Below are 26,595 nucleotides of genomic sequence, written 5' to 3'. Positions count from 1 at the left end.
TTAAGGTAATTTGACCACAGATTAAGGGGGAGTTTTGGGATTGGATGGATTTGGGGTGTTGGTTCTGTTGGGGTTTGAGATTTTAAAGAGCCGAGGGGATTGTTACATTCACGGGAGCATTAACTGTAGGTGGATAGTTCTTGAACGATTGTCATCCCCCTACCCCTCCCGAATCAAGTCCGGGATCTGCGACTTCAAAGGGGGACATTCATCTATGTAATTCCCCTCCTCGGAGGGGTTAGGGGTGGGTTAATCTTACCCTGAAAAAGTCCCCCTTTGAAGGGGGTAGGGGGATGACAATCGTATGCCGGTACCACTTCATACTTAGCAGGCAAGTATAAAACCTATTCTCTACTCATCCTGAAAACCCATATCCCAAGCTACATTTTAGTCTGCCTGCCGTACAAGTATACATCAAATAAAAACACGAATAGCAATGGCCAAGAAATCGTTTCAGGAATTGATAAATAGCCCAGGCATGCCAGTTTTAGTGGACTTTTACGCTGACTGGTGCGGACCGTGCAAAGCCATGAACCCGGTAATACAGCAGGTAGCAAGCCAGTACAACGGCAAACTGAAAGTGGTAAAGGTAAACATCGACAGCAACCAGAGCGCTGCGGCGCAGTTCAGAGTGCAGGGCGTACCCACCTTTATACTTTTCAGCAAAGGCCAGCAAGTATGGCGACAGTCCGGTGCCATGCCAGCACAACAGCTAACGCAGGTTATTCAGCAGTATATTTAATTTTGAGTGAGTGGATGTTGAACGGCTGAATTGCTGAATATTAGATTATTTTGGACATGCCGCAAGTTTAGCGAAGCGTAAATGTGGTGTAATATGACGCCAGTTTGTAACTGGTTTTCTGCGCAAGCAGAAAATTATACTTTGAGAAAATTTATACTTTGCAGGTTTATACTTCATAATATCGAAAAAGTATAAAGTGCAGCCCAAGCTGTTCCAGTCCTTGCTTTTTCAAAGCAAAGCAGCTGAAAACTGCTGCCATACATAGCCACATTTACGCTTCGCTAAACTTGCGGCATGTCCAAAACAATTCAGCCATTCAACATCCACTCAATCACTCATCCACTCATTCAAAATTAAATTTCACTCATCCGCTCATTAATCTCAACTGCAAAGTGAAAGTGGTTTCGCCGGGTTTGGTGTTTACTCTTATGCTGCCACCGTGCTGCTGCATTACCTGTTTCGAAAGGCTTAGGCCAATGCCCGAGCCCTGTTTTTTGGTCGTATAGAATGGAATAAAGATCTTGTCGAGCACATCGTCTGGTATGCCAGCACCGTTATCAGTAACTTCTATGCGTACTTTGTCGCGTTCCTGCTCCGGTTGGTAAGCCACTACCTCCACGCATGGTTTTTCGGCACCTTTGCAGGCCTCCATCCCGTTCTTTATCAGGTTTATAAGCACCTGCTCCAGCTGTTCCTCATCTCCTAAAACCATCACCCGATCGTCAGGCAGATACATTTTAAGCTTCACTTGCTGTGCCTGCATTTCAGCTTCCAGCAGACGGTGCACGCTGCGCAGCAACTCTGTTATTTTCAGTGGTTTCAGTTCAGGGGCCGGCAGGCGCATCAGGCGGCGGTAATTCTGCACAAAGCTCAGCATACCGGCACTGCGCCGTTCAATGGTCTGTAAACCCGACTGTATATCCTCCAGCGTTTCCGCATCGGGTTGTTCGCCTTGTTTATACTTCTCGTACACCTCGCTTTGCACCAGGCCGGTAATAGTAGATGTCAGGGAGATAACCGGAGTAATGGAGTTCATGATCTCATGCGTCAGTACCCGTATCACCTTTTGCCATGTCTGCAGCTCCTTCTCCTCCAACTCCGACTGTATGTTTTGCAAAGTAACGATGCGCAGCCTGTGGCCCTGCGATATGATCTCGGTAAGATTTACGTTTAAGAGCAGTTCCTCCTGCCCTGCCTGTACCGTAACCAGTGCTTTCTTGTTAGCTTCCGTGGTTTTGAGGGCCTGCACCAGTTCAGGGCTTACGCGTTCCAGGGTATGGATGTGCTGAAGATAGGCCACGTGCAGCATGTCTTTTACCGCCTGGTTGGCCAACAGCACATTTCCGGTTTCATCGTAGGTTATAATGCCCACGCTTACCTGCTCTACTATGGCCTGCAAATAATGGTAGTTTGCCTCCTGCTCAGCCTTTATCCGCATAAAAGCCTCTGAAACGGCATTAAAGCTCTGATACAGTTTGCGGTAAGAGGTATTCTTGTTTTCGGTGGCAAAGCGCTGGGTAAAATCGGAATGCAACATAGCCTCCAGAAAACTGCTGATATCGCGGTTGGTGCGCTCCACAAAGTATACCAGGTCGTAAACCAGGAAGAGGGCCAGCAAGAACAGGCAAAAGGCCGTTACATACCAGTCGGTGCGGTAGATGGTAAGCAGCAAACCTAAAATAACCACTACCAGCAGCAGCAGCCGAAGCAGCAGTATAAACCGGAAACCACTAAAGCCCATGCTTCTCTATTCTGCGGTAAAGCGCCGTGCGGGTAATGCCCAGTTCTTTGGCTGCATGCGTTATGTTACCGGCATGTTTTACCAGTGCCTTCTGCACCATCATTTTCTCCAGGCTCTCCAGCGTGTGCTCATCTGCGTTTATACCCGTCTGCTCTTTTTGCGCATGCTGCGGTTCGTTCGGGGCCAGGTAAAAATCGTCGGGGTGCAGTTCGGTGCCATCGCAAAGTATAACGGCGCGTTCAATGGCATGGTCGAGTTCGCGTATGTTGCCGGGCCAGTGGTATTCTTTCAGGCGGCGCAGGGTACTGTCGCTCATGCTCAGTTGCGGACGGTCATACTTCTGGCTGTATACTTTAAGAAAATGCCTGGCCAGTAACTCTATGTCTTCACGGCGCTCACGCAGTGGCGGCAAGTGTATCTCAACGGTGTTTACCCTGTACAGCAAATCCTGCCTGAAGGTGCCCTCCTTTACCATATCGTACAAGGGCATATTGGTGGCGCAGATCAGGCGTATATCGATGGGCCGTGGTTTGTTGGTGCCTAATCTGATTACCTGCCGCGCCTGAAGAACAGTTAAAAGCTTTGCTTGCAAGGCTGGTGACAGGTTGCCGATCTCGTCCAGGAAAAGTGTGCCCCCGGTTGCAGCCTCAAAACGTCCGGCGCGGTCTTCTTTGGCATCGGTGAAGGCGCCTTTGGCATGCCCGAAAAGCTCACTCTCGAACAGGGTTTCACTTACGGCCCCAAGGTCTACTTTCTCAAAGGCTTTGTCGGCACGTTTCGATTTACGGTGCAGGGCGCGGGCAGCCACTTCTTTACCGGTGCCGTTCTCGCCAAGTATAAGCACGTTGGCATCTGTTCCGGCCACTTTGTCTATGGTTTGGTACACGCGCTGCATGGCCGGCGACACCCCGATAAACTCGTCGTAATGGAAAGTAGTGCTTTCTTTAGTTTTATCTTCGGTGTACTGCCTTGTTTCGCCGGTTTTGTTCTGGCAGGCTGTTTTAAGTATGGCCACCAGCTTATCGTTCTGCCAGGGTTTCAGCACAAAGTCAGATGCCCCCTCTTTCAGTGCCCGCACGGCAAGCTCAATATCGCCGTAGGCCGTCATAAGTATAACCGTGGTCTTGGGAGAGAGGTTGAGGATCTGTCGAAGCCAGTGAAAACCTTCTTTACTGGAAGTTGCCCCGGTGCTATAGTTCATGTCCAGCAACACCACATCAAACCCATGCTCCTGCAACATACCCGGAATCTGATACGGGTCAGAGGTGGTAAGCACTGTGGCAAAATGCTGCTTCAGCAACAGTCTGCCAGCTAACAGAATGTCCTCCTCATCATCCACAATCAATATCTTGCACGGTATTTTACTCATAGTTTAAATGGGTTTTGTGATATCGCGAAACAATGTAAATGTACTGTTTTTTGCTCAATCGCTAAAATAAGGGCTAAGTATCTTTCCCAAAATCAGCCTGTTGCCCAACTTGCCTGTGCATAACTGTTCGCATGCAGACAGTAAAGTGTTCGCAAACGGACAATTACAGGGTAATTTCAACAACAAATCAATCACAAAATACTGATTACCAACAATATACAATTAATGGCACACTTATTGGCAAACTAGTAACTGAACTATGAAAAAACTTTACCCATCGAACTAAAAATCTGCTATGGATCGCGTAATTGAAAAGAAAAAGAATACCCCAAAACGAATTGCCCTGATTGCAGGCGGCGCACTGGTGCTGGTGCTTGTGATCTACAACATACTTTTTGCAGAGCATACCTCCAAGCTGAACGTTGACAGTGAGCGCATCACGCTTGGTAGCGTAGAAACTGGCAAGTTCCAGGAGTTCATTGCTGTGGATGGCTCCGTAGACCCGATCAATACCTTTTTCCTGGATATTACCGAAGGTGGCCGCGTAGATAAGATCTATACCGACGATGGCCGCACCGTGCAGAAAGGCGACACCATTCTGAAATTATCTAACACCACACTACAAATCGACTTCATGACCCGCGAGGCGCAGCTGTATGAGCTGATGAACGAGCGCCAGAACTCTGAGATTACCATGAAGCAGGACCTGATCAGAAAAGAAAATGAGCTTGCCGAAATAGAGTATAGCCTGGCCCTTGCCAAACGCAAGTATGAACGCAACAAGATGCTGATTGCCGAAAAGGTAATTCCGCAGGAAGAATTTGAGGCCTCTAAAGACGAATTTAATTACCTGAGCAAGCGCAAAACACTGGCCGACCGCTCTGTAAAGCAAGATGCCAAACTGATGAATGACCGCCTGCGCCAGCTCGACGAATCTATTAACCGCATGCAACGCAACATCAACATGGCCCGCAACACATTAAACAACCTGTATGTAGTGGCTCCTATCACCGGGCAGCTTTCTACGCTAAAGGCAGAAGTGGGTGAGTCTAAGGCTCCCGGCGAAAACATTGGCCAGATAGATGACATGAACGGCTTTAAGATCAAGTCCAGAATAGACCAGCACTACATTTCCAAAGTATATCCAGACCTTACTGGCACCTTCGATTTTAACGGACAAACCTACAAGGTTAAAGTTGCCAAGGTATTTCCGGAAGTGCAGAACAACACCTTCCAGGTAGACCTGGAGTTTGTGGATGGCACCCCGGAAGGTATTCGCCGGGGCCAGACGCTGCAGATAAAGCTTAACCTGAACGACGGTGCGAATGCGGTGCTGGTACCACGCGGCGGCTTTTACCAGAGCACTGGCGGCAACTGGATATTTGTAGTGGATAAATCGGGTAACTATGCCGAAAAGCGCCAGATAAAGCTTGGCCGCCAGAACCCGAATTTCTACGAAGTGATAGATGGACTTAAGCCAGGCGATAAAGTAGTACTATCATCTTACGACAGCTACGGTGACATCGAAAGGCTGGAGTTAAAATAAATTGTTGATTGTTGAATTGTTGATTGTTGGTTAGAAAACTGAACCTCCGCGCATTCTGATGAAGATAAAATACCACATTCAGCAAATCAACCATTAAACAATTTAACCATTTAGCAATCAACAATTAACAACCAAACACCCCATTAGTACAAAATAAAACTATAACCACATCCCAACAACTTAAAAAAACATGGAAGAGCTAGTAATTGAAACGAAGAACCTGCAGAAGCGCTATGTAACCGACACCGTAGAAACCACTGCCCTGGCTGGTGTAGACCTTAAAATTACCAGAGGCGAGTTTGTGGCCATTATGGGCCCTTCGGGTTGTGGCAAGTCTACGCTGCTGAATATTTTGGGTATGCTGGACTCGCCAAGCGACGGTACGTTTAAGTTTTTGGGCCGGGATATAAGCAACGCCACTGAGCGCCAGCGCGCCAAACTACGCAAAGAAAACCTGGGCTTCGTGTTTCAGAGCTTTAACCTGATCGATGAGCTTACAGTGGAAGAAAATATTGCCCTGCCTCTGGCTTACCTGGGCGTTTCTAAAGCGGAAACACAAAAAAGAGTTCAGGAGGCCATGGAACGTATGGGCATCGCGCACCGCCGCAGCCATTTTCCGCAGCAGCTCTCCGGTGGTCAGCAGCAACGTGTGGCCATTGCCCGTGCAACTGTTTCTAACCCGGCGCTTATACTTGCCGACGAACCAACCGGTAACCTGGACTCGGTGCATGGCCGCGAAGTAATGACCTTGCTGTCAGAGTTGAACGATGCCGGCACCACTGTGGTAATGGTTACCCACTCTCCTTCTGACGCCGAATACGCCCACCGAATTGTTAATCTGTTCGATGGTCAAATTGTAACAGAGAATGTAAACGTGAAGCGTCATGCTGCAGAACTACTTTAAAATAGCGATCCGCAACCTGTACCGGAACAAAGTATACTCGGCCATCAACATCATTGGCCTGGCCATTGGCGTGGCCTCCTGTATACTTATTTTCCTGTATGTGCAGGATGAGCTTAGCTATGAAAGTAACTTCAGCAAATCAGACCGCATTGTGCGCGTAGTAGGCGAAGTGGTGTTTGAGGGACAGCAGGATAATTTTGCCGTAACGCCGCCACCGCTTATCAATTCACTTCAAAAGTTTACAGGCCTAGAAACAGTTACCCAGTTCTCTCCTGCCTCGAAACAAACGATCTGGTACAACAACCAGAGCTTTACCGAGGATAAACTGCTTTTCGCTGACAGTGCTTTCTTTAAAGTATTTGATTACGAATTTATAGCAGGCAACCCGGCTACTGCCCTCAATGCCCCCCAAAAAATAGTACTTACGGAGGCGCTTGCTACCAAATTATTCGGAAGCCCGGATCAGGCCCTGGGAAAAGTGTTGCAGTTCAGTCGCAACCCCTACACCGTAACAGGGGTATACAAGGATAAAGGGCACTCCCATATAGAGGCAACCGGTTTGCTTTCGCGTGCTACCATAGACAATAATTTAACAGAGGAGCAACTTAAGAACTTGTGGTTTAACCTTAACCGCTACACCTATGCAGTGCTGCCCGACATAGACCAGCTGCCTGCTTTCCAGCAACAGCTCAACGACTTCTCTGCTAACTTCATAAACCCCTGGATAAAGGAAAACAGGTTAAACGCGCAGATGAATTTTATTGCGCAGCCTCTAAAAGACATCCACTTCGACGAACGCTATGCACATGGCATGGCCCCATCAGGCAACATGGCTTATGTGTACATCTTTAGCGCGGTAGCGGTGTTCCTGCTCCTGATCGCAAGTATAAACTACATGAACCTGGCCACGGCCCGCTCTGCGAAGCGCGCCAAAGAGGTGGGCCTGCGCAAGGTGGTAGGCGCAGACCGCAGCCAGCTTATCAGCCAGTTTCTCGGCGAGTCGGTGTTGCTAACCCTGATCTCCGTATTGCTGGCGCTTGCCCTGGTGCAGGTATTCATCCCGACCTTTAACGAGCTTACCAGCAAGCAATTCTCTTCTAATTTCTTCTTGCAGTGGGAGTTTGTACTGCTGCTGTTAGCCATCGTTATACTTGTGGGTATACTTGCCGGCAGCTATCCTGCTTTCTTCCTGTCGCGCTTTAAACCAGCAGATGTGCTTAAAACCGATAAAATGCCGCGTGGCAGCAGCGCCATACTTCGTAAAGCCCTTGTGGTGGTGCAGTTCAGTATCTCATTGATCATGATCATCGGCACTATTGTGGTGTTTGCGCAGATGCGCTACCTGAAAAGCGCCGACCTGGGCTTTCAGAAAGAGCAGGTGCTTGTAATCGATGTACCTAACGGTGACTCAACGCTGGTGAAGCGTCTGCCTGTTATAAAGCAACAATTGCTGCAGAACCCCAACATCACGCATGTTTCCAATACAAACAGCATCCCTTCGGAGTCGCTTAACCGTGCACTGATGCTGATGGAGCAGGAAGATGACAAGATGGTTGAAAAGACCATTGACCTAATGGCCGTGGACTACGATTTCATCCCTTTGATGGGCATTGAGATAACAGAAGGCCGAAACTTCTCAAGAGACATCAAAACAGACGAAAAGCATGGGGTAATCATAAACGAGGCGGCGGCAAAGTGGCTGGGATGGGATAATCCTATCGGGAAAAAAGTGTTTACCGGCGATACAGCCATAGCAGATACCCCTACCCGAATTATTGGAGTAGTAAAGGATTTCCATGTCGAGTCGCTGCACTCGGAGGTGAAACCCTTAGCCATTACCCTGGCACCAGAGTCGCCGGGTTACCTGCTGGCACGCATTGCCCCGGAAAACCAGGCCGCCACCATACAGTTTGTGGAGCAGCAGTGGAGGCAGTTTGACCAGAAGCACCCGATGGAGTATTTCTTTATGGATGAGTTTTTTGACAGGCAGTACAAAGCCGAAGAAAAAATGCTGACCGTATTCGGTTACTTCGCTGCCCTTACCATACTTATTGCCTGCCTTGGTTTGTTTGGCCTTGCCTCTTTTACTGCTGAGCAACGCACCAAAGAAATAGGCATCCGAAAGGTACTGGGCTCTTCGGTAGCCAGTATCGTGATGTTGCTTTCGAAAGAATTTGCCATACTGGTATTGCTGGCTATTGCCCTGGCAAGCCCTATTGCCTGGTATGGCATGAACACCTGGCTGCAGGACTTTGCCTACCGCATTGATCTGAGCTGGTGGATTTTTGTAGTGGCCGGCTTTGCAGCCATGGCCATAGCCTTGATAACGGTGAGTTTCCAGGCCGTGAAAACAGCTTTGCTGGATCCTGTAGTCGCCCTGCGGACCCAGTAAGCCATTATTTGTTTGTTTAAGGAGAAGCTGCGGGGGTACGGAAATTTAACCTGCCCCCTAGGCAACTTCACAAGCCATAGCCGCATCTGCTAAGTATAGCGCAGTATTTGTCAGCAAAAATGGGGCGATGGTCGAAAACAGGCAGGTAAGAAGCACAAAATTGGTAGATTGGAGTACATCTGTAGTATACTGTTTACCTCTGATCTAACATACTTATGCAGAAGCAAGTAAAGGTTGGATAGAGAGCGGTCCACCTAAAAAAGCGAACCATGTTTAATAAAAGAACCATTTCCATACTTACCCTTTGCCTTAACCTCATACTTTCCGGGGTGGTTGTGGCGCAGCAAAACACCGCCGCCACAAACAAGTACCAGGTTTCCCTGGACCTGACGCAGGTAAAGGACGACAAGATCCAGGTTTCGGTGCAAGTACCTAAAATTACCCGAAACGAGATCATCTACAACATGCCTAAAATTGTGCCCGGCACTTACTCCATCTCAGACTTTGGCCGCTTTGTGAATGAGTTTAAGGCTTTGGACAAGAATGGCAACGCACTCGCTGTGGAGCGCCTCGACACCAACCGCTGGAAGATAAGCAATGCCGGCAGACTGCACAAAATCACCTATTGGATCGACGACACCTTTGACGCCAACACCCCGCTGAACGCTATTTTTGAACCAGGCGGCACCAACATCGAAACAGACAAGAACTTTTTACTGAACCCCTTTGGCGTAATCGGCTACCTGGAAGGTATGAAGCAAGTACCCTACGAGCTTAACATTACCAAACCACAGGGCTTTTACGGCTCCACCCCGCTTATCGCCAAATCAACCACTGCCACCCGGGACACCTACCTGGTACCAAACTATGTAGAGCTTGCCGATTCGCCGCTGATGTACAATAAACCTGATACTACGGTTCTGAAGATCGGGAATACAGATGTGCTGGTATCGGTTTACTCCCCTTCCGGGCGTGTTACTTCCAAGCCCATAGCCACCAACGTGCGCGACATTTTGGAGGCACAGCGCGTTTACCTGGGCGGCACATTGCCAGTCGAAAAGTATGCTTTCCTGATCTATGTGCCGGAGCGTGTGGGCAAGTCTGGTTCTTACGGTGCCCTGGAGCATTCTTACTCTTCGGTATACTTTCTGCCGGAGATGCCTGCTGAGATGTTCAGTTCCACGATTAGGGACGTGGCCGCGCATGAGTTCTTTCATATTGTTACGCCACTGAACATCCACTCCGAAGAGATCGGCAACTTTGACTTTATTAACCCAAAAATGTCGAGGCACCTGTGGCTGTACGAGGGTGTAACAGAGTATTTTGCCTCGCATGTACAGATACACGAAGGCTTGTATGACCTGGACACCTACCTGCAGAAACTGCGGGAATACATTGCCACCTCCCGCGAATACTACAACGACACCCTGCCCTTTACCTTAATGAGCACCGAAGTGCTGGACAAGTATGAGAAGCAGTATGCCAATGTATACCAGAAAGGTCCTTTGATCGGCTTGGTACTGGATATAAAACTGCTGGAACAGAGCAATGGCAAGTATGGGCTGCGCAACCTGATGCAGGATCTCTCGAAAACTTATGGCAAGCAAAAGGCTTTTAAAGACGACGAGCTTTTTGACAAGATCGCGGAGCTGACTTACCCAGGTATCCGGGAGTTTTTCACGAGATACGTGGAAGGCGCTGAGCCGCTTCCGCTGGAGGAAACCTTCCGGAAGGTAGGTATTGTATATGAGCCACGGTCCAGGGAAACTTTTAATTCTTACGGCGGCTTTACACCTGGCTACGACCAGGAAAACAACAAGATCTTTATAGCGGAAACCTCTGAAATGGATGCCTTTGGCAAGCAAATGGGCTTTCAGGAGAACGACCAGTTGCTGGCCTTTAATGGTACACCGATCACTCCTGAGAATATCCGCGACCTGATTGCCGACTCACTGCAGGCCATGAAGCCAGGGGAACAGGTAACCATAACCGTAGGCCGAAAGAACGGAAGAGGCAAGATAAAGCAGAAGAAACTGAAAGGCACCGTAATGCCCATTGAGCGTGAGGCGATACATGTACTGAAACCAGACCCCGATGCCACAGCTGCGCAAAAAGCCCTGCGTGCTGCCTGGCTCAACAAAGAAGTATAAATTACAGCCATAAGTACACTATAAAACTATGAAAAAAACACCTTGTAAAGCCCTGCTGCAAAAGCTGGGAGGGCTGGCTTTTTGCCTTACCTTAACGTATGCCGCCCAGGCACAGGAAACCCTTACCCTGGAGCAAAGCCTTACCATTGCCCGCCAGAACAACGTGGCGCTGCGGCAGGCAAAGTATAGCCAGGCCAAAGCCGACATCGATGTTAACCGCAGTAAGTTCAGTTACCTACCTGCCGTGTCGGCTAATGCAGATGTAAACAAAATTAACGGACAGACCTTTGACAACGTGACCGGCCAGGTAAAGAATGGTACCACCACCACCTCTTACCCATACCTGGCGGGTCAGGTAGTACTGTTCGACGGGTTTACCAAACTGTTTGAGTTGAAACGCGCAAAACAACTGGCGACGGCAAGCACCTATGCAGCCCAGCAGGCCGAGATAGAACTTGAAACCAACATCACCAACTATTACCTGCAGGCCCTGCTCGACCACGAGAACATCGCCATTGTGCAGGAACGGATAAAGTTACTCGAAGGCCAGCAAAGCAAAATGGAGAAGCTGGAGAAAGCCGGCATACGGGCACAGGACGAAGTATACCAGATAAAGGGGCAAATAGCCAGTGAAAAACTAAACCTGATAACCTTCCAGAACAATTACCGCAGGGCAATGCTGCAACTGGCCCAGGAGATGAACACGGAGCACAACCCAATTTATACTTTGCAGGCACCGTCCGCACCATTGGATATGAGCATGCAGTTACCCACCGAGCAGGAAGTGATGGCGCAGGCATTGGGCTACTCCCCGAGCATTAAATCATCGGCGGCATCGCTGGAGGCTGCCAGAAGCAACCTGAAAGTGGCACGAAGCAATTTTTCGCCTACCCTGACGCTGCAGGGCGTACTTAGCTCAAACTACACCAGCAACGTGCTCCGCGACCCCGCCAACGGCGACTTCACCACCATTCCATACTTTGACCAACTGGACCTGAACCAGCGCAAGATCGTGGGGCTTAGCCTGAGCATACCGCTGTTTGATGGCCTGAGCCGCCACTACGACGCGCAGGTTGCCCGCATAGACCTGCGCAATGCCGAACTGGACCTGGTGGCCCGCCAAAACCAGCTACGCCAGGTTGTGCAGCAAGTATACCAGGACGCGCTGGCCGCCCAGGAGAAGTATAACACCGTGATGGCAAACCTGGAGTATACCGAGAAAGCCTTTGAATCGGCCAGAAAGCGTTATGAACTGGGCACCATTGACTTTTTTGCCTACATGGAATCTCTGAACAATAAAAACAGGGCACAAACGGAACTACTTCAGAGCAAATGTGAGTTCTATTTCAAAAAAAGAATACTTGAGCTCTACCAGGGTTAACAATACCACTACTACCTATCTATTTTGCAGGAGCCGTTGCCTTTCGGGGTGCGGCTCCTGCTTTTTAAGCGTGTGTCTGGGGCAGTTTGCAACATTAATTTCTGGTTTGGTCGAACAATTTGTCCCTTACTTTATTATCAGATAAGGTTTATCTAATTTTGACACGCCACAAATTTCAACTGCCTCCATGCGCCACAACGTTTACCTGCTGGTTTTAGCATTTACCCTTTTGCTGGCATTTCCTGCCCTGGCACAAACCTACATGCTTAGCGGCATTGTGCGCGCTGCCGGCTCCGGTGAGGCGCTGGTTGGTGCCACAGTGGCCATACCAGGCTTAAACACAGGCACCACTACCAACGCACGCGGGTTTTATTCTTTGTCGGTGCCACAGGGTGTTTATACGTTACAAGCCACTTACATCGGCTATGCCCCTTTCAGTGGCAGTGTGCGGGTATCCGGTAACCAGGCGTTTAACATTACCCTGGAGGCAGCAGCCAACGAACTGCAGGTAGTGGAGATAGAAGCCCAGACACTGCGCCAAAAGCTGAACGATACGCGCATGAGCGTGGAGAAGCTTACAACCAGAGAGGCGAAACTTTTACCTGCCCTTTTCGGAGAGGTAGACCTGATCAAAACGCTGCAACTGAAACCGGGGGTGCAGTCAGGGGGCGAGGGCTCCTCGGGGCTGTATGTGCGCGGCGGCGGCCCCGACCAGAACCTGGTGCTGCTCGACGGCGCGCTTATCTATAACCCCTCTCACCTGTTCGGTTTCTTTAGTGTGTTTAACTCGGATGCCGTAAAAAGTGTGGAGCTTTATAAGGGAGGGTTTCCGGCTCAGTTTGGAGGCAGGCTATCGTCGGTAGTGGATGTGGACATGACCGAAGGCAACCCCGACAAGGTGCATGCAAGCGGAGGACTCGGCCTTATCTCGTCACGCCTTACCCTGGATGGCCCGATCATAAAAGACAAAGCCACCTTCCTGATCTCAGGCCGCAGAACGTATGTAGATGTGTTTACACGCCAGCTAAACCGCCTGAATGAGGACGAGCCAGACTACAACCCAATACCGGACTACTATTTCTACGACCTGAATGGCAAGCTGAACTACACTCTCGGCGAAAAGGACGAACTGACCCTGAGCAGTTACTGGGGCCGCGACTTCTTTACCTTCAAGGACGATGACTTTAAGTTTGGCTTTGACTGGGGCAACAGCATGGTAAACCTGAACTGGCGCCACAAGTATAACGACAGGCTCTATGGCAATACATCGGCTGGCATCACCAGCTACAAATACGCCATCAAGAACGAGATCGACATCTTCACCTTCAGGCTTACCTCCGACATTGAGGATTATACTTTGAAAACTGATTTCGACCTGTTTCTGGACGGAGGGCACAGCGTAAAATTCGGGGCAAGCGCCACACGCCACTACTTCACTGTAGGCCGCCTCAACTTCGACTCAGAAGACAACAGCCTTGCCTTTGGCGCAGGCAATAACTACAGCGCCACCGAATTTGGTGCTTACCTCGCCGACGACTACCAGGTAAACGCACGCTTGTCGCTTAACTATGGGCTACGGTTTTCCGGCTTCCATAACCAGAAAACATACTTTGCCCTGGAGCCCCGCATTGCCGCCAAGTATAACCTGACAGAAAACACTTCGGTAAAAGGCAGCTTTGCCAGCATGATGCAGTATGTGCACCTGGTGGCCAATTCCGGCGCTTCCTTGCCAACAGATATCTGGTACCCGTCCTCCGCCAAAGTAAAGCCGCAACGCTCTCAGCAGGTGGCGGCCGGCATCAGCCATTTGTTTGGCGATGGCAAGTTCCTGTTCACCAACGAGGCATACTACAAATGGATGGCGCGCCAGATCGATTTCCGGGACGGAGCAAACCTGTTTGTGAACGACAACCTGGAAGAAGAATTCCTGTTTGGCAGGGGCAAAAGCTACGGCAATGAAGTATACCTTGAGAAAATAAAGGGCAGAACGACAGGCTGGGTAGGTTATACGCTATCCTGGACCTACCGCCAATTCGACAGTGAGAACCCGGATGATGCCATAAACGAGGGCAGGTGGTTCCCGACCCGTTACGACCGCCGCCACGACCTGAGCGTGGTACTGCTGCACAAACTCAGTAACCGCATTAACCTGACCGGAGCTTTTGCCTATGGCTCTGGCAATGCATTCTCGCTGCCGGTGGCCCGTTTTGCTTTCCAGGATGTGCAGGGGCAGCAGTCTTCAGTGGTACCTGTATACTCCGAGCGCAACGGCTTCAGGCTGGCACCAAACCATCGCCTGGATCTGGGCCTGGTCTGGAAACTGAACCCGAAACGGGGCAGCGCAGACCTTACTTTTAGTGTTTATAATGCCTACAACAGGCGCAACCCATACTTTGTGTACTTCGACCAGGTAGAGGATGAGCAAACCGGCCGCACTCTTAAATTTCAGGCCAAGCAGGTGTCACTTTTCCCAACCATCCCATCTGTAACTTATAACTTTAAATTCTAATGAGATTCAGGTTTCTAACATACTTTATACTTCCGGTGCTGCTATTATTAACAGCCTGCGACCTGGAAAAGGAAATTGAAGTTGTGTTGCCGGAGCATACGCCGCAACTGGTGGTGGAGTGTTACCTGCAGCAGGGCAAGACCTACAAAGTATCCGTAACCGAAAGCTCGTCATACTTTGATGCGCCACAGCCCCCCTTTGTGCCAGATGCCCAGGTGTTTATCACCCACAATGGCCGCCGCATAAAGCTTGGTTACAAACCATCCATGTCGCAGACCTCCAAAAAATACTTTACCCATACTTCTTCGGAGGTGATGAACGGCAAGCCCGGCGATATTTACGGCCTGGAGGTAACCGATAACAAAGGGAGAAAAGTTACCGGCTTTACAACCATACTTCCGGTGGTACCGATAGAGGAAGTGGAATGGAAGTTTAACGATAAAGGCAAAGCCTATCTGCTCACCTCTTTCCAGGACGATGCAGGCACCAGCAACTATTACCGCTACGTAACGCATATAGACAGCCTTAACACCAAGCCGGACCGCGACTTCACGCTGAACGACAACCTGACCAACGGCAAGCGCACTTCGCTGGGCTCGGCCTACGATTATGACCGTAACTCCACCATAATCGTGTCGCTTTATCACATCGAGAAAAAGTATTACGACTACCTGAACTCTGTGGAGGATGCCAAAAGTGCCAACGGCAATCCGTTTGCCCAGCCTTCCAAGATCAGGTCATCGGTACAGGGGGGAATCGGTATTTTTACGAACCTGGCCTTCCAGCGCAAAACAGTGGTTTTAAAATAAGGCAACAGCGTCTGCCCCGAACCTTTGCACTTTATTTCGTGTAAGTATAACTTTTTAGCCAAATTTATACTTATGAAAATAAAACTGCTCCTCCTTTTTCTGCTTCTGGCAACTGCCTCGCCAAAGCTGTTTGGGCAGGTGTTTGTCTCTTACCACCAATCAAATATACCCTTTGCCGGTATCGGCTACGATCTTAAGCGCTTTGCACCCGAGCTAAGGGTATCAACCAATGTTTTTGTAGATGATGTTAGTGTAGAGTTTGTGCTGCCTGTAAAAGTGCTCTCCAGGGAAAACTACTATGTGGATGCCGGTGCTGGTGTTCGGTCTAACTCCTTCCGTGGGTTGGTGGTGCCTATCGGATTCGCAGCATTTCCGTTTGCCAACAAGGGCCTGGCTTTTCATGGAGAAATAGCTGTTATCTCTGACTTTGAAAGCTCGGCCATACTCAGGGGCAGTTGGGGAATTATGTACCGCTTTGGCAGAGGAAATAGCGAAAGTATAGAGTAAACGGCTCGGTTAGTTTTGGTGGGTGTTTATACTATACTAATGAGGCCTTAAGCTGGTTCACTCGTAAAACTCATGCCGCAAGATTTCATCTTGTGGCTTATTATGAGGCAAGCTTTCAGCTTGCGAAGAAATACAAAAGTATAAAAGGCGACTCACGCAAGCTGAAAGCTTGCCTCATGTACAACCACGAGTTGAAAACTCGCGGTAGAATATACTTTGAATATGACTGCTGATATACCTTGCAGCCTAAGTTAGTTATGCAAACAAAAAGGGCAAAGTATAACTCCGCCCTTTCTTATTACTTTACTGCTGTAATTTACTGCTGTCTGATCAGCTCTTTTATCAGGTAGGTCATGCGTGGCTCTGCAATGGCAGCTGCCTCCAGAATATCGGCCAGCACTACTTTCTTTATCCTGTCCGGGGTGCACATGTCTGTGATAACCGATACTGCGAAAACCGGCATTCCCATGTGGCGGGCGGCAATAACCTCCGGCACCGTGGACATACCCACTGCATCTGCCCCGATTATACTTAGGTACTTGTATTCTGCAGGAGTCTCCAGCATTGGACCAGGCACGCTCACGTAAACACCTTCTCTAATATCAAAGTCAGCGTCTTCCGCAATTACCATGGCTTGGCGTATCAACTGCTCGTTGTATACGTCACTCATATCCGGGAAGCGCGGACCAAGCTCGTCAATGTTTTTGCCTATCAGCGGGTTGCTTGGCTGCAGGTTAATGTGGTCGGTTATAACCATCAGGTCGCTGGTGTTAAAGCTTGGGTTCAGGCCACCTGCCGCGTTAGACACGAACAGTTTCTTTACACCCAACAGCTTCATCACTCTTACCGGGAACACCACCTGCTCCATAGTATAGCCCTCGTAAAAATGGAAACGGCCCTGCATTACCACCACATCCCTGTCTGCAAGCTTGCCAAATATTAGTTTACCAGAGTGGCTCTCTACTGTTGATACCGGGAAGTTCGGGATCTCGGAATAGTTAAGGGAGTACTGCACTTCGATATCGTTTACCAGCGCACCAAGGCCGGTGCCAAGTATAACGCCAAACTCCGGGGCAAAGCCGCTGATCTGCTGTTGTATATAGCTGGTTGTTTCTTGCAAAGACTGCATCATAATTATTAATTGTGAATGAGTGATTGAGTGTATGCGTAAATAAGTTTCTATGTTTTAGAGGCTGTTTTAATTTTATTCATTGGGCTGCAAAGGGAATTTTCCGGAACCTGGCTTCGCCTCTTTTTCGCGCCATAGCGCTGCTATGCCACTCAAAAGGAGCCTCGCCAGAACCCTGAATCCCCCCTTTTCGCTTCCAACAATAAAATCAAAACTGCCTCTTATGCACGCAAAATAAAGCTTTCAAACTGATAGGTAAAATGACTTTTGTCATACCACACGCATTGCATTTGGCATAAAAATTTATACTTGCCAATCGCTGTTTAGCGCAGCGAAAGAACAGGTCGGCAAGTTGCAAAAAAATAGATTGCCCTAAAAGCAAAACCGCCTCCGGGTGCAATACCCAAAGGCGGTTTTTATACTTTAGTCAGTTGTTGACTGATAGAATGGTTAAATGGTTAGATTGTTAAATTGTTGGCTCACTATTTATCCCGATAAAGACGATAAATAAAGCTCCATAAGGAAACCAACAATTTAGCAATTAAGCAGTTTAACAGTTTAGCTTACTGCACAATCAGTTCGTAAGGCATGCGGGCCTGGGCACCTTTCAAATTCTCTACTTTTTTGTAAAGCTTATAGTATGGGTACAGTTCGCCAAGCTCGGCCTTTATGGATTGCTCCTTAACTTGCGAGCCCATGTCTCCGAACAGCTCTTCGAAGAATGACTTACGCGCAGGCAATTCTTTGATGCGGTAATCGTCAGCAACGCCAGCCTTCTTTGCTGCAACGGCTATAGCAGTTTCAAGGCCGCCATACATGTCCACCAGGTTGCGCTGCTTGGCCTCAATGCCAGACCATACCCTTCCAGAGGCATACTCTTTCAGCTTGTCCTGGGTCATGTTTCTGCCCTGGGCTGCCTTGCTCGTAAATGTTTCGTAGATCTGGTTGATCTGATTCTGCACGATCTCTTTCTCCTCTGCCGTCATCGGGCGGGTAATGGTTGGGGCCTCAGAGAACTTGCCTGTACTTACGTGGTCTACAGTAATGCCCAGTTTCTCATTCAGGAAGCCCTGCATGTTCGGGATGATGCCAAATACACCGATGCTGCCCGTAATGGTGTTCGGGTGCGCCACAATGGTATCGCAACCCATGGCCATATAATAACCACCCGAGGCCGCCACATCAGACATAGAGGCAATTACCGGCTTCACTTTTTTGGTTAGCTGTATTTCGCGCCAGATAATGTCGGAGGCTAGTGCGCTGCCACCCGGCGAGCTGATGCGCAACACCACGGCTTTCACATTCTCGTCCATGCGGGCACTGCGAATAGCGTCGGCATACTTACGGCCACCAATGTTGTCTTCGTCGCCTTCCCCGTCCACAATGTCACCTTCGGCGTAGATCACCGCGATACGGTTTTTGGAAGTGCTCACGTCCTTGTCCTTCACTTTTTTATACTTCGAAAGTTTCACCAGCTCCAGCTTGTCGTTTTCTTCCTTGCCGATCCTGTCTTTCATAAAGCTGATGGCCTCGTCGTAATAGCCAATGTCAGTTATCAGTTTATAGCGCTTGGCATCTTCCGGATCACGCACCAGCAGGTTGTCCTGTACATCCTTCAGTTCAGCAACTGTCATTTTCCTGGACTTGGCAATGTTCTGCAGCTGGTAGTTGTTCATGGAGTTCAGGAAGGAGTTCAGCTGCTCACGGTTTGCTTCGCTTGCTTTCTCCAGAAAGAATGGCTCCACGGCGCTTTTGTAAGTACCCACCTTAAATATCTGTGCCTCAATGTTTAGCTTATCCAGCAACTTTTTAAAGAAGAAGAGCTCAGAGCTCATGCCGTTAAACTCGATCGTACCCATCGGGTTCAGGTAGATCTTATCGGAAACGGAAGCAAGGTAGTAGGCTTTTTCAGTCGAGATATCAGCATAGGAAACGATGAACTTACCCGACTTTTTAAAATCGATCAGTTCGTTTCTTATCTCCTCCAGCTTACCCATGCCGGCATCCACAAAGGTCATATTCAGGAAAATACCCTCTACGTTCTCATCAGCCTTTGCCCTGCGGATGGCGGCTTTTATCTGGTCCAGGCCATCAGTGCTGCTAAGGCCTCCAAAAGAAAAGCCAAGCTCGTTAAGCGGGTTTTTAGGGTCGCGTTCTGTAATTCTTTTATCCAGCTTCAGCTCCAGCACGGAGCCATCTTTTATTTTAACTTCATCGTCGGAGGCGGCGCTGGCAATTATACCTACCATGATCAGCATACTGATGAAGAAGAATATGAGCAGGCCCACGATGGTTGCCAACACATATTTCAGAAAGTTTAGCATATAGTCTTTAGTGTTTGTTACGCTTTATAAATTTATTAAACCACACAGGGTTTCATACTACAATAAGCAAAATTAATGCGTATAGTTCAAGCCTCTCCCCCCTTCTCGACTAACCTGCAGATTTCATAGACAAAATTGGTTGATGGTTAATTGTTATTCGTTGTTGGTTGATCGTTATTCGATATTAATGATCAGCTAAAAAGGAAATGAAAATCTTTTAGGATTCTTACCCAAACGTTTATTTCACTTTCATTTAAATTAACAACTTAAGTTGTGTATACTATAAACCAAAGATGTGTAAACACACCCCTGCCCCTCTCAAGAGGGGAATTTTACTCGTGCAAGAAGTCCCCTCTTGAGAGGGGCAGGGGTGTGTTAATCGAAACTTGAGTTTTAGTCAAACCAACGTATAACCAATAACGAACAACCAATAACTAATACCTATACTTCTTACCCCACTGTGCCTGCAGTTGCTTTAGCATGTCGCGTTCGCGGGCGTTATTGCCGGGCTGGTAAAGGGCCGTGTTGCTTAACTCCTGCGGCATAAACTCCTGTTGCACAAAATTACCTTCGTAGTCGTGGGCATACTTATAGTTGTTGCCGTAGCCAATCTCTTTCATAAGCTTAGTTGGGGCATTGCGTATGTGCAGCGGCACCGGTAAATTACCTGTCTGTTGTACTAACTGGCGTGCCGTTTTGATGGCCTTGTACGAGGCATTGCTTTTCGGGGATGTAGCTAAGTATACCGTGCATTGCGAAAGTATAATCTCTGCCTCGGGATACCCGATCATCTGCACTGCCTGAAAACAAGAGGTCGCCATTAGAAGTGCATTGGAGTTAGCCAGGCCAATATCCTCAGAAGCTGCAATCAGCAGGCGACGTGCAATAAATTTAGGATCTTCACCGCCCTCTATCATGCGGGCCAGCCAGTACACTGCCGCATTGGGGTCGGAGCCACGAATAGACTTGATATAAGCAGATACCAGGTCGTAATGCATTTCCCCGGACTTATCATACATCACGATGTTCTGCTGCGCCACCTGTTTTACCAGGTCGTTTGTAACCACTACTTCGTCAGCTTTCACGCCTTCGGCCACGATCTCGAGCAGGTTCAGTAGCTTGCGAGCATCGCCGCCGGATATGGTGAGCAGCGCTTCATACTCCTGCACTTTTACGTTGCGGTACTGCATCCACTCGTCCTGCTCCAGTGCTTTATCAACCAGCTCTATCAGTTCGTCTTTTGAAAGATGCTTAAGTATATACACCTGACAACGAGAAAGTAAAGCCGATATCACCTCAAAAGACGGATTCTCGGTTGTGGCACCCACCAGCGTAACAATGCCTTTCTCCACGGCACCCAGCAAGGCATCCTGCTGCGATTTGTTAAAGCGATGGATCTCGTCGATGAACAGTACGGTCCCCTGCCGCTTTTTAGCCTGGTCTATTACCTCTCGAATATCTTTTACACCGGAGTTGATAGCGCTCAGCGCCACAAAAGGCACCTTCATCTGGTTGGCGATAATATTAGCAAGCGTGGTCTTGCCTACCCCCGGAGGGCCCCATAAAATCATACTTGGAATTACGCCACCCTCAATGTAGCGACGCAGGATGCCGTCAGGCCCTACCAGGTGTTTCTGTCCGTAATACTGATCAAGGTTGTGCGGCCGCATGCGTTCGGCCAGCGGTATATTTGGGTGGTTCATGGTACGCTATACTTTCTCCGGATTCGGTTCTTAACAAAGGTACAAATTTGAAGACAAAGGAACGATTGGTCAGCAGCCAGGATAAAGGAAAGCGTATTACGTAGCAAGTATCTCGATTTTTGACAAAAAACTTTGTGACAAAAGACTTTAAGACCCATTTTTTCTCATCTCTATCCTTTGTCAAGTTGTCTTTTGTCTAATCGTCATAGAAGAGTCGTGCTACGAGATACGTGATACGTGCTACGTCATTCATCCCTCTTCAGGTGGCTCTACATCGTTTCTCCTTTTAAGATGCTCCTGTATCGTTTCACTTCTCGACCTCAGGGCAGGCACATGCATAGGATTCGCACCCGGCCTTTCATCCCCGAACAGCACGCCCCATTGCCTGAAAGTAAGGCTGCGATCGAATATGATCTTAAGTATGGCGATGATAGGCAAAGACAGGAACATACCGGCAATACCTGCAATTTCGCCCCCTACCAATACCCCCACAATAGTTGCCAATGCATTTATCTTAACCTTAGATCCTACAATGCGAGGCATCAGAATGTTGTTATCCAAAAACTGCACTACCGCGATAGTGCCCAGCACAGCAATAATTGGCCACAGTTCCGATGAGGAAGCCAGCGTAAGAAGCACTCCGATAATATTGCCAATTAGAGCGCCTACATAGGGAATAAGATTCAGGAAGGCGAAGATAACGCCAATCAACAGCGCGTGTTTGATACCGATAATCAGCAGGATACCGCCCAACAATATTGTCATGTAACTGACCTGTATTAATAGGCCAAATAAGTAGCTTTTAATAATTACCTGTATCTCAGATAAGGCCTCACCTACCCGCTTGTGCATCTCCTCCGGGAACCATAAAAAAACAAACCGCAACAACAGGTTACGGTAAAACAGCATCAGGAAAACATAAATGGGCAACAGGCCTACAAAAATAAAAATGCCGGTAACCGAGAGGGCAGCCCCACTTAGCAAGCCTCCGGCATAACTTAACAGCATACTGCTACTGGTTTTGATAAAGGCCATCTGCTCTTCAGTAGAATACGGGGAGTGCTGCTCTACCCAATTACTTAGTGCACTGATGTGCTGCATGACATTTTTCTGTATGATTGGGAAGTCTTTGATCAGGTTACTGATCTGCACCGAAAAAAACCAAACGATCATCCCTGCGATTATAACAAGAACAAGTATGCTTACCGAAATTGCAGCCATCTCGGGCAGCCTGCCTTTGCGCAGGTAACGGTAAAGGGGCAGCAGCATTATACTGATAAAAAACGCCATCAGGATAGGGGCCAGAATACCGTTTCCTAACACTACGATCCAGCCCAGAAAAAAAAGCCCCATAACCTCGATAGCACGTCGTACAGTAAGGGGCAGCTTATTTAAAAAGTCCATTTAAGAGGTGTCTGTTTTTGTTTTCATCCTTATACGGCAGAAACAGAATAAGCACGTACCTTTGCACCCATGAACAGACAAGTGCAGGTGCATGGGGCCTTGTTTCTGGTGGCATTGATCTACGGCAGCAATTACAGCATTGCCAAAGAAGTGATGCCTGCCTACGTGGGTCCTTTTGGGTTGATTGTGATACGGGTTGTGTCGGCGGCTATCTTTTTCGGGATATTCTCGCGGATGGTGACGAAAGAGAAGATCGTGGGCAGGGCCGATAACCTGCGCGTTATACTTTGCGGCATAACCGGGGTGGCCGTTAACCAGCTCTGCTTTTTTGCCGGCCTAAACCTGACAGCCCCCATTAACGCGGCCCTGCTGATGGTGATCGTGCCTGTGGTGGTGTTGCTGTTCTCGGCTATACTTTTGAAAGAGCGTGTAGGAATGCGAAAAGTGTCGGGTATACTTATTGCCTGCACCGGGGCCTTGTTGCTGATCTACAGCTCCGGCAGTACCAGCACAACCGGCAACATTTACGGCGACCTGCTTATCATACTTAATGCCACCTCCTTTGGTTTGTACCTGGTATTGGTAAAGCCACTGATGCAGAAGTATAAGGCCATCACCATCGTAAGCCGCATTTTTACGGTGGGTGCCGTGCTGGTGGTTCCTTTTGGCTTCAACCAGCTGGTGGTACCAAACTACAGCAGCTTCCCGGTTTCTATCTGGCTGGCTATACTTTTCATGGTACTGGCGGTAACCATTATCGCCTACCTGCTTAACACCTGGGCCCTGCGCTATGCCAACCCCTCGTTGGTGGGGGCTTATATTTACCTGCAACCTGTCATGGCTATACTTATTGCTGTAGGCTTGGGCAGCGATGTTTTTACCCTACAAAAGGCCTTTTATGCACTGATGATATTTATCGGGGTATACCTGGTTAGCCGAACGAAACAACGCCTGCCGGCAAAGCAGACCTAGCTGTTTTCCTTTTCCAGGATATGCCTCACGATTTTAATGGCATGTATGCGGGAGTTTTCTATAAACCATATTCTGGTATCCATGCCTCCGCATACCACGCCGGCCAGGTAAATGCGCGGTATGTTGGTTTCCATGGTTTCGGGATTGTGCGTGGGGTGGCGCTTTTCGTCATGTGATAATGCTATCCCGACCTTTTCCAGAAACCCGAAGTTTGGCTGATAGCCTGTCATGGCCATCACGTAATCGTTAGCTATGGTAACGCTACCTGTGGGCGTAAGTATATCCACCTCATCAGCACGCACGGCGGCTAAGGTCGCATTGAAATATGCTTTAATAGAGCCTTCGTCAATACGGTTCTGCAGGTCTGGCTTTACCCAATACTTTATACTTTGCAGCTCTGATTCACGCACTACCATGGTAACTTCTGCCCCCCTGCGCCAGGTTTCCAGGGCCACATCGGCAGCAGAGTTATTGGCTCCCACTACCACTACTTTTTGTTTATAAAAATAGTGCGGGTCGTAATAGTAGTGCTTTACCTTCGGCAGGTCCTCGCCGAGTATGTCAAGCATGTTCGGGATATCGTAAAAACCTGTGGCGATGATCACATGCCTGGCTTTATACTTCGCTTTGCTGGTATCCACCTGGTATACTTTGTCCGAAACAGGCTTTATACTTTGCACTTCCTCAAACAACCGGATATCCAGGTCACTTACATCAGCCACTTTACGGTAATACTCCAGGGCCTCCATGCGGTTTGGCTTCGGGTGAATAGAGGGGAAAGGGTAACCGCCGATCTCCAGCCTGTCGGCAGTGGAAAAGAAGGTCATGTGCAGCGGATAGTTAAAAAGCGAGTTTACCAGACAGCCTTTTTCAATGATCACATAGCTTAGATCAGCCTTTTTAGCTTCAATGCCACAGGCCAGCCCTATGGGGCCTCCACCCACTATCAAAATATCTAACGTGTCTTCCAAAGTATAAATCGTATGGTGCCGTAAAATCCAACCTCAAGTATTCTACAACAGGCAAAACACTGGTTCAGGCTTTATCTTGTGCTGTTACCATTAACGCACGTGCGGTGTTTTTCCTAAAGCCTACTAACAGGCTTAGCGAGATAATGGTTGTACCCGCCATTACTCCCATCATAGGTATGGCCGTAGCGTTATGCAAACCACTTATCAGGGCAGACGCAATGGCACCTGTGGCCATCTGGGCACTTCCCATCAAGGCAGACGCACTCCCGGCATTACGCGCAAACGGGGCCAGCGCCAGGGCAGCGGCATTCGGCGATAAAACACCCAGGCAAAACAGGTAGCAGAAGATAAGTATAAGGGATGTTGGCGCACTCAGAAAACCAAAATAGTTACCCGACAAAAGCAGGAAACCCAGCACAAACTGCACAGAACCAGCTCCCAGAGTAATCTGTGCCGAAGTGCGTTTACGAAGCATCAGGTTGTTAAACTGACTTCCGGCGATAAACCCAAAGGCGTTCATCCCGAACACCCAGCCATAGTATGTTTCCGATAGGCCAAATATCTCCATAAAAACAAACGGAGAGCCTGTAATGTATGCAAACAAACCTGCCTGTGCCGTACTGGCTGCAAAAGCATACGTCAGGAAAACCGGGTTTTTAAGCACGCTCAGGAAATCGCCAAGCACATGCTTTGGCTTTAACGACATGCCAGGGTCCGGACCTTTGCTCTCTGGCAGCAGCAACACAATAAGCAGCATAACCGCTACGCCAATAAGTGCCAGCACTGCAAAAATGTATCGCCAGCCCAACGTTGCCGTAACAAAACCGCCCACCGTAGGCGCAATAATTGGCGCCACGCCCATTACCAGCATCAGCATCGAGAAAACCTTTGGGATATCTTTAACCGGGAACACGTCGCGCACTACAGCCCTGCCAGCCACCATACCCACGCATCCGCCTAACGCCAAGAGCAGGCGCAGCGCGATCAGCCACTCTACAGTTGGTACAAACGCACAGCCAACGGCAGCAAGTATAAACAGGCTCAGGCCTATCAGAAGGGGCTTTTTACGCCCAAACCGGTCTATCAAAGGCCCATAGATAAGCTGCCCCACCGAAATGCCTATAAAATAACTTGTCAGGGAGAGTGCTACATGCGAGATATCGGTGCGCAGGTCTTTTGCAATGGCCGGAAAGCCCGGCAGGTACATATCAATGGCGAAGGGCCCCAGTGCAGCCAATGCGCCAAGTATAAGTATGATGATGTTTTGTTGTTTCTTGCTCACGTACAAAACCTTTACTATTTCTAAAGCAGATAGTTCAGGTGATGCAAAGATAACAATGTATATACATTAAATGTGCACACAAGTATAAGAACTTCTCTTATGGCCAGGTATCTCGTCACACGCTGCTATGCTCCGAAATTTGGCTAAAGCTCCAGCTTCATTACAAACATGCCCCGGTATTCCTCTTTCATGGCCTCGAAATCCAATGTATGGATGCCGCATTTCACGAAACCGTTTTGCTCATAAAAATCAACAGACTTGCTGCTGTCCATAGCCTTTAGCCAGACAACACGTTTGCCACGCTCACGGGCAAACTGTTTGGTAAAATCCAGTAAGGCTTTGCCAATGCCTTTACCCGACGCACTTTTAAGCAGGTATACCCGTTCCAGTTCCAGCGCCTCCTGCGCACTGTAGCCTTCTGTTTCCTTATCAACGTTCAGCTTCAGGAAACCAACCAACTGGTCTTCTGCATAAACCAGGAAATAAGCAGCGTTAGCGTCTGCCAGGTCTTTCTTGATCGCAGCATCACTGAAGCAGCGGTCTATGTACCACATGCCGCCATCGTACCACAAGTATAAATAATGGTCGCCGTAGGAGTTGATGGCAATATCCTGTAACGTGTGCAGATCGGAGGTGGTGCAAGGAACTATGGCAAGTGATGGCATGTGAAGCGTTTATACTTTTAAAAGAATATACTGACTGACGAACCTGAAGCTTCAGGTTGACACTATCAGTAGCATGCAAGTTAGGCAATTCTTTT

General features: G+C 48.7%; 19 protein-coding genes. 10 read left to right on the top strand and 9 right to left on the bottom strand.

The features are described from left to right. Window positions 1–436: 436 nt before the first annotated feature. Window positions 437–742, top strand: a complete 306-nt coding sequence (gene trxA / locus AC4BAP_RS17120; RefSeq protein ID WP_490583895.1) for a thioredoxin — start codon at window positions 437–439, stop codon at window positions 740–742. Between the two features lie 364 nt (window positions 743–1,106). On the opposite strand, the gene AC4BAP_RS17115 is transcribed toward trxA, so the two are convergent. Both AC4BAP_RS17115 and AC4BAP_RS17110 read right to left on the bottom strand, forming a co-directional pair. After that, window positions 1,107–2,483 (bottom strand): sensor histidine kinase, encoded by a 1,377-nt coding sequence (locus AC4BAP_RS17115; RefSeq protein WP_490583894.1) that lies wholly within the window; start codon window positions 2,481–2,483, stop codon window positions 1,107–1,109. Next, a complete protein-coding gene (locus AC4BAP_RS17110) occupies window positions 2,473–3,852 on the bottom strand; it encodes a sigma-54-dependent transcriptional regulator (RefSeq protein ID WP_490583893.1) in 1,380 nt (459 codons plus the stop codon). Before AC4BAP_RS17110 ends, AC4BAP_RS17115 begins: the two co-directional genes overlap by 11 nt. 295 nt (window positions 3,853–4,147) lie before the next feature. Here AC4BAP_RS17110 and AC4BAP_RS17105 point away from each other — a divergent pair, with 295 nt between their 5' ends. The 8 genes from AC4BAP_RS17105 to AC4BAP_RS17070 all read left to right on the top strand — a co-directional run bounded on the left by AC4BAP_RS17105 (window position 4,148) and on the right by AC4BAP_RS17070 (window position 16,050). Beyond that, complete coding sequence (locus AC4BAP_RS17105; protein ID WP_490583892.1) at window positions 4,148–5,398, top strand: efflux RND transporter periplasmic adaptor subunit; 1,251 nt, start codon at window positions 4,148–4,150, stop codon at window positions 5,396–5,398. Between the two features lie 190 nt (window positions 5,399–5,588). Further along, window positions 5,589–6,302, top strand: a complete 714-nt coding sequence (locus AC4BAP_RS17100) for an ABC transporter ATP-binding protein (RefSeq protein WP_490583891.1) — start codon at window positions 5,589–5,591, stop codon at window positions 6,300–6,302. After that, complete coding sequence (locus tag AC4BAP_RS17095; RefSeq protein WP_490583890.1) at window positions 6,283–8,694, top strand: ABC transporter permease; 2,412 nt, start codon at window positions 6,283–6,285, stop codon at window positions 8,692–8,694. The genes AC4BAP_RS17100 and AC4BAP_RS17095 overlap by 20 nt, the downstream gene beginning before the upstream one ends. A 269-nt stretch (window positions 8,695–8,963) precedes the next feature. Further along, a complete protein-coding gene (locus AC4BAP_RS17090; RefSeq protein WP_490583889.1) occupies window positions 8,964–10,844 on the top strand; it encodes a M61 family metallopeptidase in 1,881 nt (626 codons plus the stop codon). Between the two features lie 28 nt (window positions 10,845–10,872). Further along, complete coding sequence (locus AC4BAP_RS17085) at window positions 10,873–12,225, top strand: TolC family protein (protein WP_490583888.1); 1,353 nt, start codon at window positions 10,873–10,875, stop codon at window positions 12,223–12,225. Between the two features lie 187 nt (window positions 12,226–12,412). Next, on the top strand, window positions 12,413–14,734 hold the full coding sequence (locus AC4BAP_RS17080) for a TonB-dependent receptor (protein ID WP_490583887.1): 2,322 nt from the start codon (window positions 12,413–12,415) through the stop codon (window positions 14,732–14,734). Continuing rightward, window positions 14,734–15,543: a DUF4249 domain-containing protein gene (locus AC4BAP_RS17075; RefSeq protein WP_490583886.1), complete on the top strand. Its 810-nt coding sequence runs from the start codon at window positions 14,734–14,736 to the stop codon at window positions 15,541–15,543. Before AC4BAP_RS17080 ends, AC4BAP_RS17075 begins: the two co-directional genes overlap by 1 nt. 72 nt (window positions 15,544–15,615) lie before the next feature. Beyond that, on the top strand, window positions 15,616–16,050 hold the full coding sequence (locus AC4BAP_RS17070) for a hypothetical protein (protein ID WP_490583885.1): 435 nt from the start codon (window positions 15,616–15,618) through the stop codon (window positions 16,048–16,050). A gap of 316 nt (window positions 16,051–16,366) precedes the next feature. Here AC4BAP_RS17070 and AC4BAP_RS17065 read toward each other — a convergent pair whose 3' ends face one another. From AC4BAP_RS17065 to AC4BAP_RS17050, 4 genes are all read right to left on the bottom strand, one after another. Beyond that, window positions 16,367–17,182, bottom strand: a complete 816-nt coding sequence (locus AC4BAP_RS17065) for a purine-nucleoside phosphorylase (RefSeq protein ID WP_490583884.1) — start codon at window positions 17,180–17,182, stop codon at window positions 16,367–16,369. Window positions 17,183–17,742: 560 nt separating this feature from the next. Then, the gene (gene sppA, locus AC4BAP_RS17060) at window positions 17,743–19,503 is read right to left on the bottom strand and encodes a signal peptide peptidase SppA (protein ID WP_490583883.1); all 1,761 of its coding nucleotides are present in this window, start codon (window positions 19,501–19,503) and stop codon (window positions 17,743–17,745) included. A gap of 434 nt (window positions 19,504–19,937) precedes the next feature. Then, complete coding sequence (locus AC4BAP_RS17055; protein ID WP_490583882.1) at window positions 19,938–21,206, bottom strand: replication-associated recombination protein A; 1,269 nt, start codon at window positions 21,204–21,206, stop codon at window positions 19,938–19,940. A 249-nt stretch (window positions 21,207–21,455) separates the two neighbouring features. Next, on the bottom strand, window positions 21,456–22,610 hold the full coding sequence (locus AC4BAP_RS17050) for an AI-2E family transporter (RefSeq protein WP_490583881.1): 1,155 nt from the start codon (window positions 22,608–22,610) through the stop codon (window positions 21,456–21,458). A gap of 69 nt (window positions 22,611–22,679) precedes the next feature. Here AC4BAP_RS17050 and AC4BAP_RS17045 point away from each other — a divergent pair, with 69 nt between their 5' ends. After that, entirely contained in the window at window positions 22,680–23,582 is a 903-nt protein-coding gene (locus AC4BAP_RS17045) for a DMT family transporter (protein WP_490583880.1), read from the top strand. On the opposite strand, the gene AC4BAP_RS17040 is transcribed toward AC4BAP_RS17045, so the two are convergent. The 3 genes from AC4BAP_RS17040 to AC4BAP_RS17030 all read right to left on the bottom strand — a co-directional run bounded on the left by AC4BAP_RS17040 (window position 23,579) and on the right by AC4BAP_RS17030 (window position 26,500). Further along, the gene (locus tag AC4BAP_RS17040; RefSeq protein WP_490583879.1) at window positions 23,579–24,553 is read right to left on the bottom strand and encodes a YpdA family putative bacillithiol disulfide reductase; all 975 of its coding nucleotides are present in this window, start codon (window positions 24,551–24,553) and stop codon (window positions 23,579–23,581) included. The two genes, AC4BAP_RS17045 and AC4BAP_RS17040, sit on opposite strands and share 4 nt — an antisense overlap. 64 nt (window positions 24,554–24,617) lie before the next feature. Beyond that, entirely contained in the window at window positions 24,618–25,835 is a 1,218-nt protein-coding gene (locus AC4BAP_RS17035; protein WP_490583878.1) for a multidrug effflux MFS transporter, read from the bottom strand. Between the two features lie 143 nt (window positions 25,836–25,978). Next, on the bottom strand, window positions 25,979–26,500 hold the full coding sequence (locus AC4BAP_RS17030) for a GNAT family N-acetyltransferase (RefSeq protein WP_490583877.1): 522 nt from the start codon (window positions 26,498–26,500) through the stop codon (window positions 25,979–25,981). Window positions 26,501–26,595: the final 95 nt, after the last annotated feature.

The sequence above is a fragment of the Pontibacter sp. GD7 genome, from assembly GCF_058216375.1.
The sequence above is the reverse complement of the archived record's forward strand: the minus strand, read 5'-3'. Positions and strand labels throughout refer to the sequence as shown.

What these genes read in the sequence shown, in the direction of transcription:
- trxA (WP_490583895.1), top strand. Translation starts at nt 437, where the DNA reads ATGGCCAAGAAATCGTTTCAGGAATTGATAAATAGCCCAGGCATGCCA.
- AC4BAP_RS17115 (WP_490583894.1), bottom strand. Translation starts at nt 2,483, where the DNA reads ATGGGCTTTAGTGGTTTCCGGTTTATACTGCTGCTTCGGCTGCTGCTG.
- AC4BAP_RS17110 (WP_490583893.1), bottom strand. Translation starts at nt 3,852, where the DNA reads ATGAGTAAAATACCGTGCAAGATATTGATTGTGGATGATGAGGAGGAC.
- AC4BAP_RS17105 (WP_490583892.1), top strand. Translation starts at nt 4,148, where the DNA reads ATGGATCGCGTAATTGAAAAGAAAAAGAATACCCCAAAACGAATTGCC.
- AC4BAP_RS17100 (WP_490583891.1), top strand. Translation starts at nt 5,589, where the DNA reads ATGGAAGAGCTAGTAATTGAAACGAAGAACCTGCAGAAGCGCTATGTA.
- AC4BAP_RS17095 (WP_490583890.1), top strand. Translation starts at nt 6,283, where the DNA reads ATGCTGCAGAACTACTTTAAAATAGCGATCCGCAACCTGTACCGGAAC.
- AC4BAP_RS17090 (WP_490583889.1), top strand. Translation starts at nt 8,964, where the DNA reads ATGTTTAATAAAAGAACCATTTCCATACTTACCCTTTGCCTTAACCTC.
- AC4BAP_RS17085 (WP_490583888.1), top strand. Translation starts at nt 10,873, where the DNA reads ATGAAAAAAACACCTTGTAAAGCCCTGCTGCAAAAGCTGGGAGGGCTG.
- AC4BAP_RS17080 (WP_490583887.1), top strand. Translation starts at nt 12,413, where the DNA reads ATGCGCCACAACGTTTACCTGCTGGTTTTAGCATTTACCCTTTTGCTG.
- AC4BAP_RS17075 (WP_490583886.1), top strand. Translation starts at nt 14,734, where the DNA reads ATGAGATTCAGGTTTCTAACATACTTTATACTTCCGGTGCTGCTATTA.
- AC4BAP_RS17070 (WP_490583885.1), top strand. Translation starts at nt 15,616, where the DNA reads ATGAAAATAAAACTGCTCCTCCTTTTTCTGCTTCTGGCAACTGCCTCG.
- AC4BAP_RS17065 (WP_490583884.1), bottom strand. Translation starts at nt 17,182, where the DNA reads ATGATGCAGTCTTTGCAAGAAACAACCAGCTATATACAACAGCAGATC.
- sppA (WP_490583883.1), bottom strand. Translation starts at nt 19,503, where the DNA reads ATGCTAAACTTTCTGAAATATGTGTTGGCAACCATCGTGGGCCTGCTC.
- AC4BAP_RS17055 (WP_490583882.1), bottom strand. Translation starts at nt 21,206, where the DNA reads ATGAACCACCCAAATATACCGCTGGCCGAACGCATGCGGCCGCACAAC.
- AC4BAP_RS17050 (WP_490583881.1), bottom strand. Translation starts at nt 22,610, where the DNA reads ATGGACTTTTTAAATAAGCTGCCCCTTACTGTACGACGTGCTATCGAG.
- AC4BAP_RS17045 (WP_490583880.1), top strand. Translation starts at nt 22,680, where the DNA reads ATGAACAGACAAGTGCAGGTGCATGGGGCCTTGTTTCTGGTGGCATTG.
- AC4BAP_RS17030 (WP_490583877.1), bottom strand. Translation starts at nt 26,500, where the DNA reads ATGCCATCACTTGCCATAGTTCCTTGCACCACCTCCGATCTGCACACG.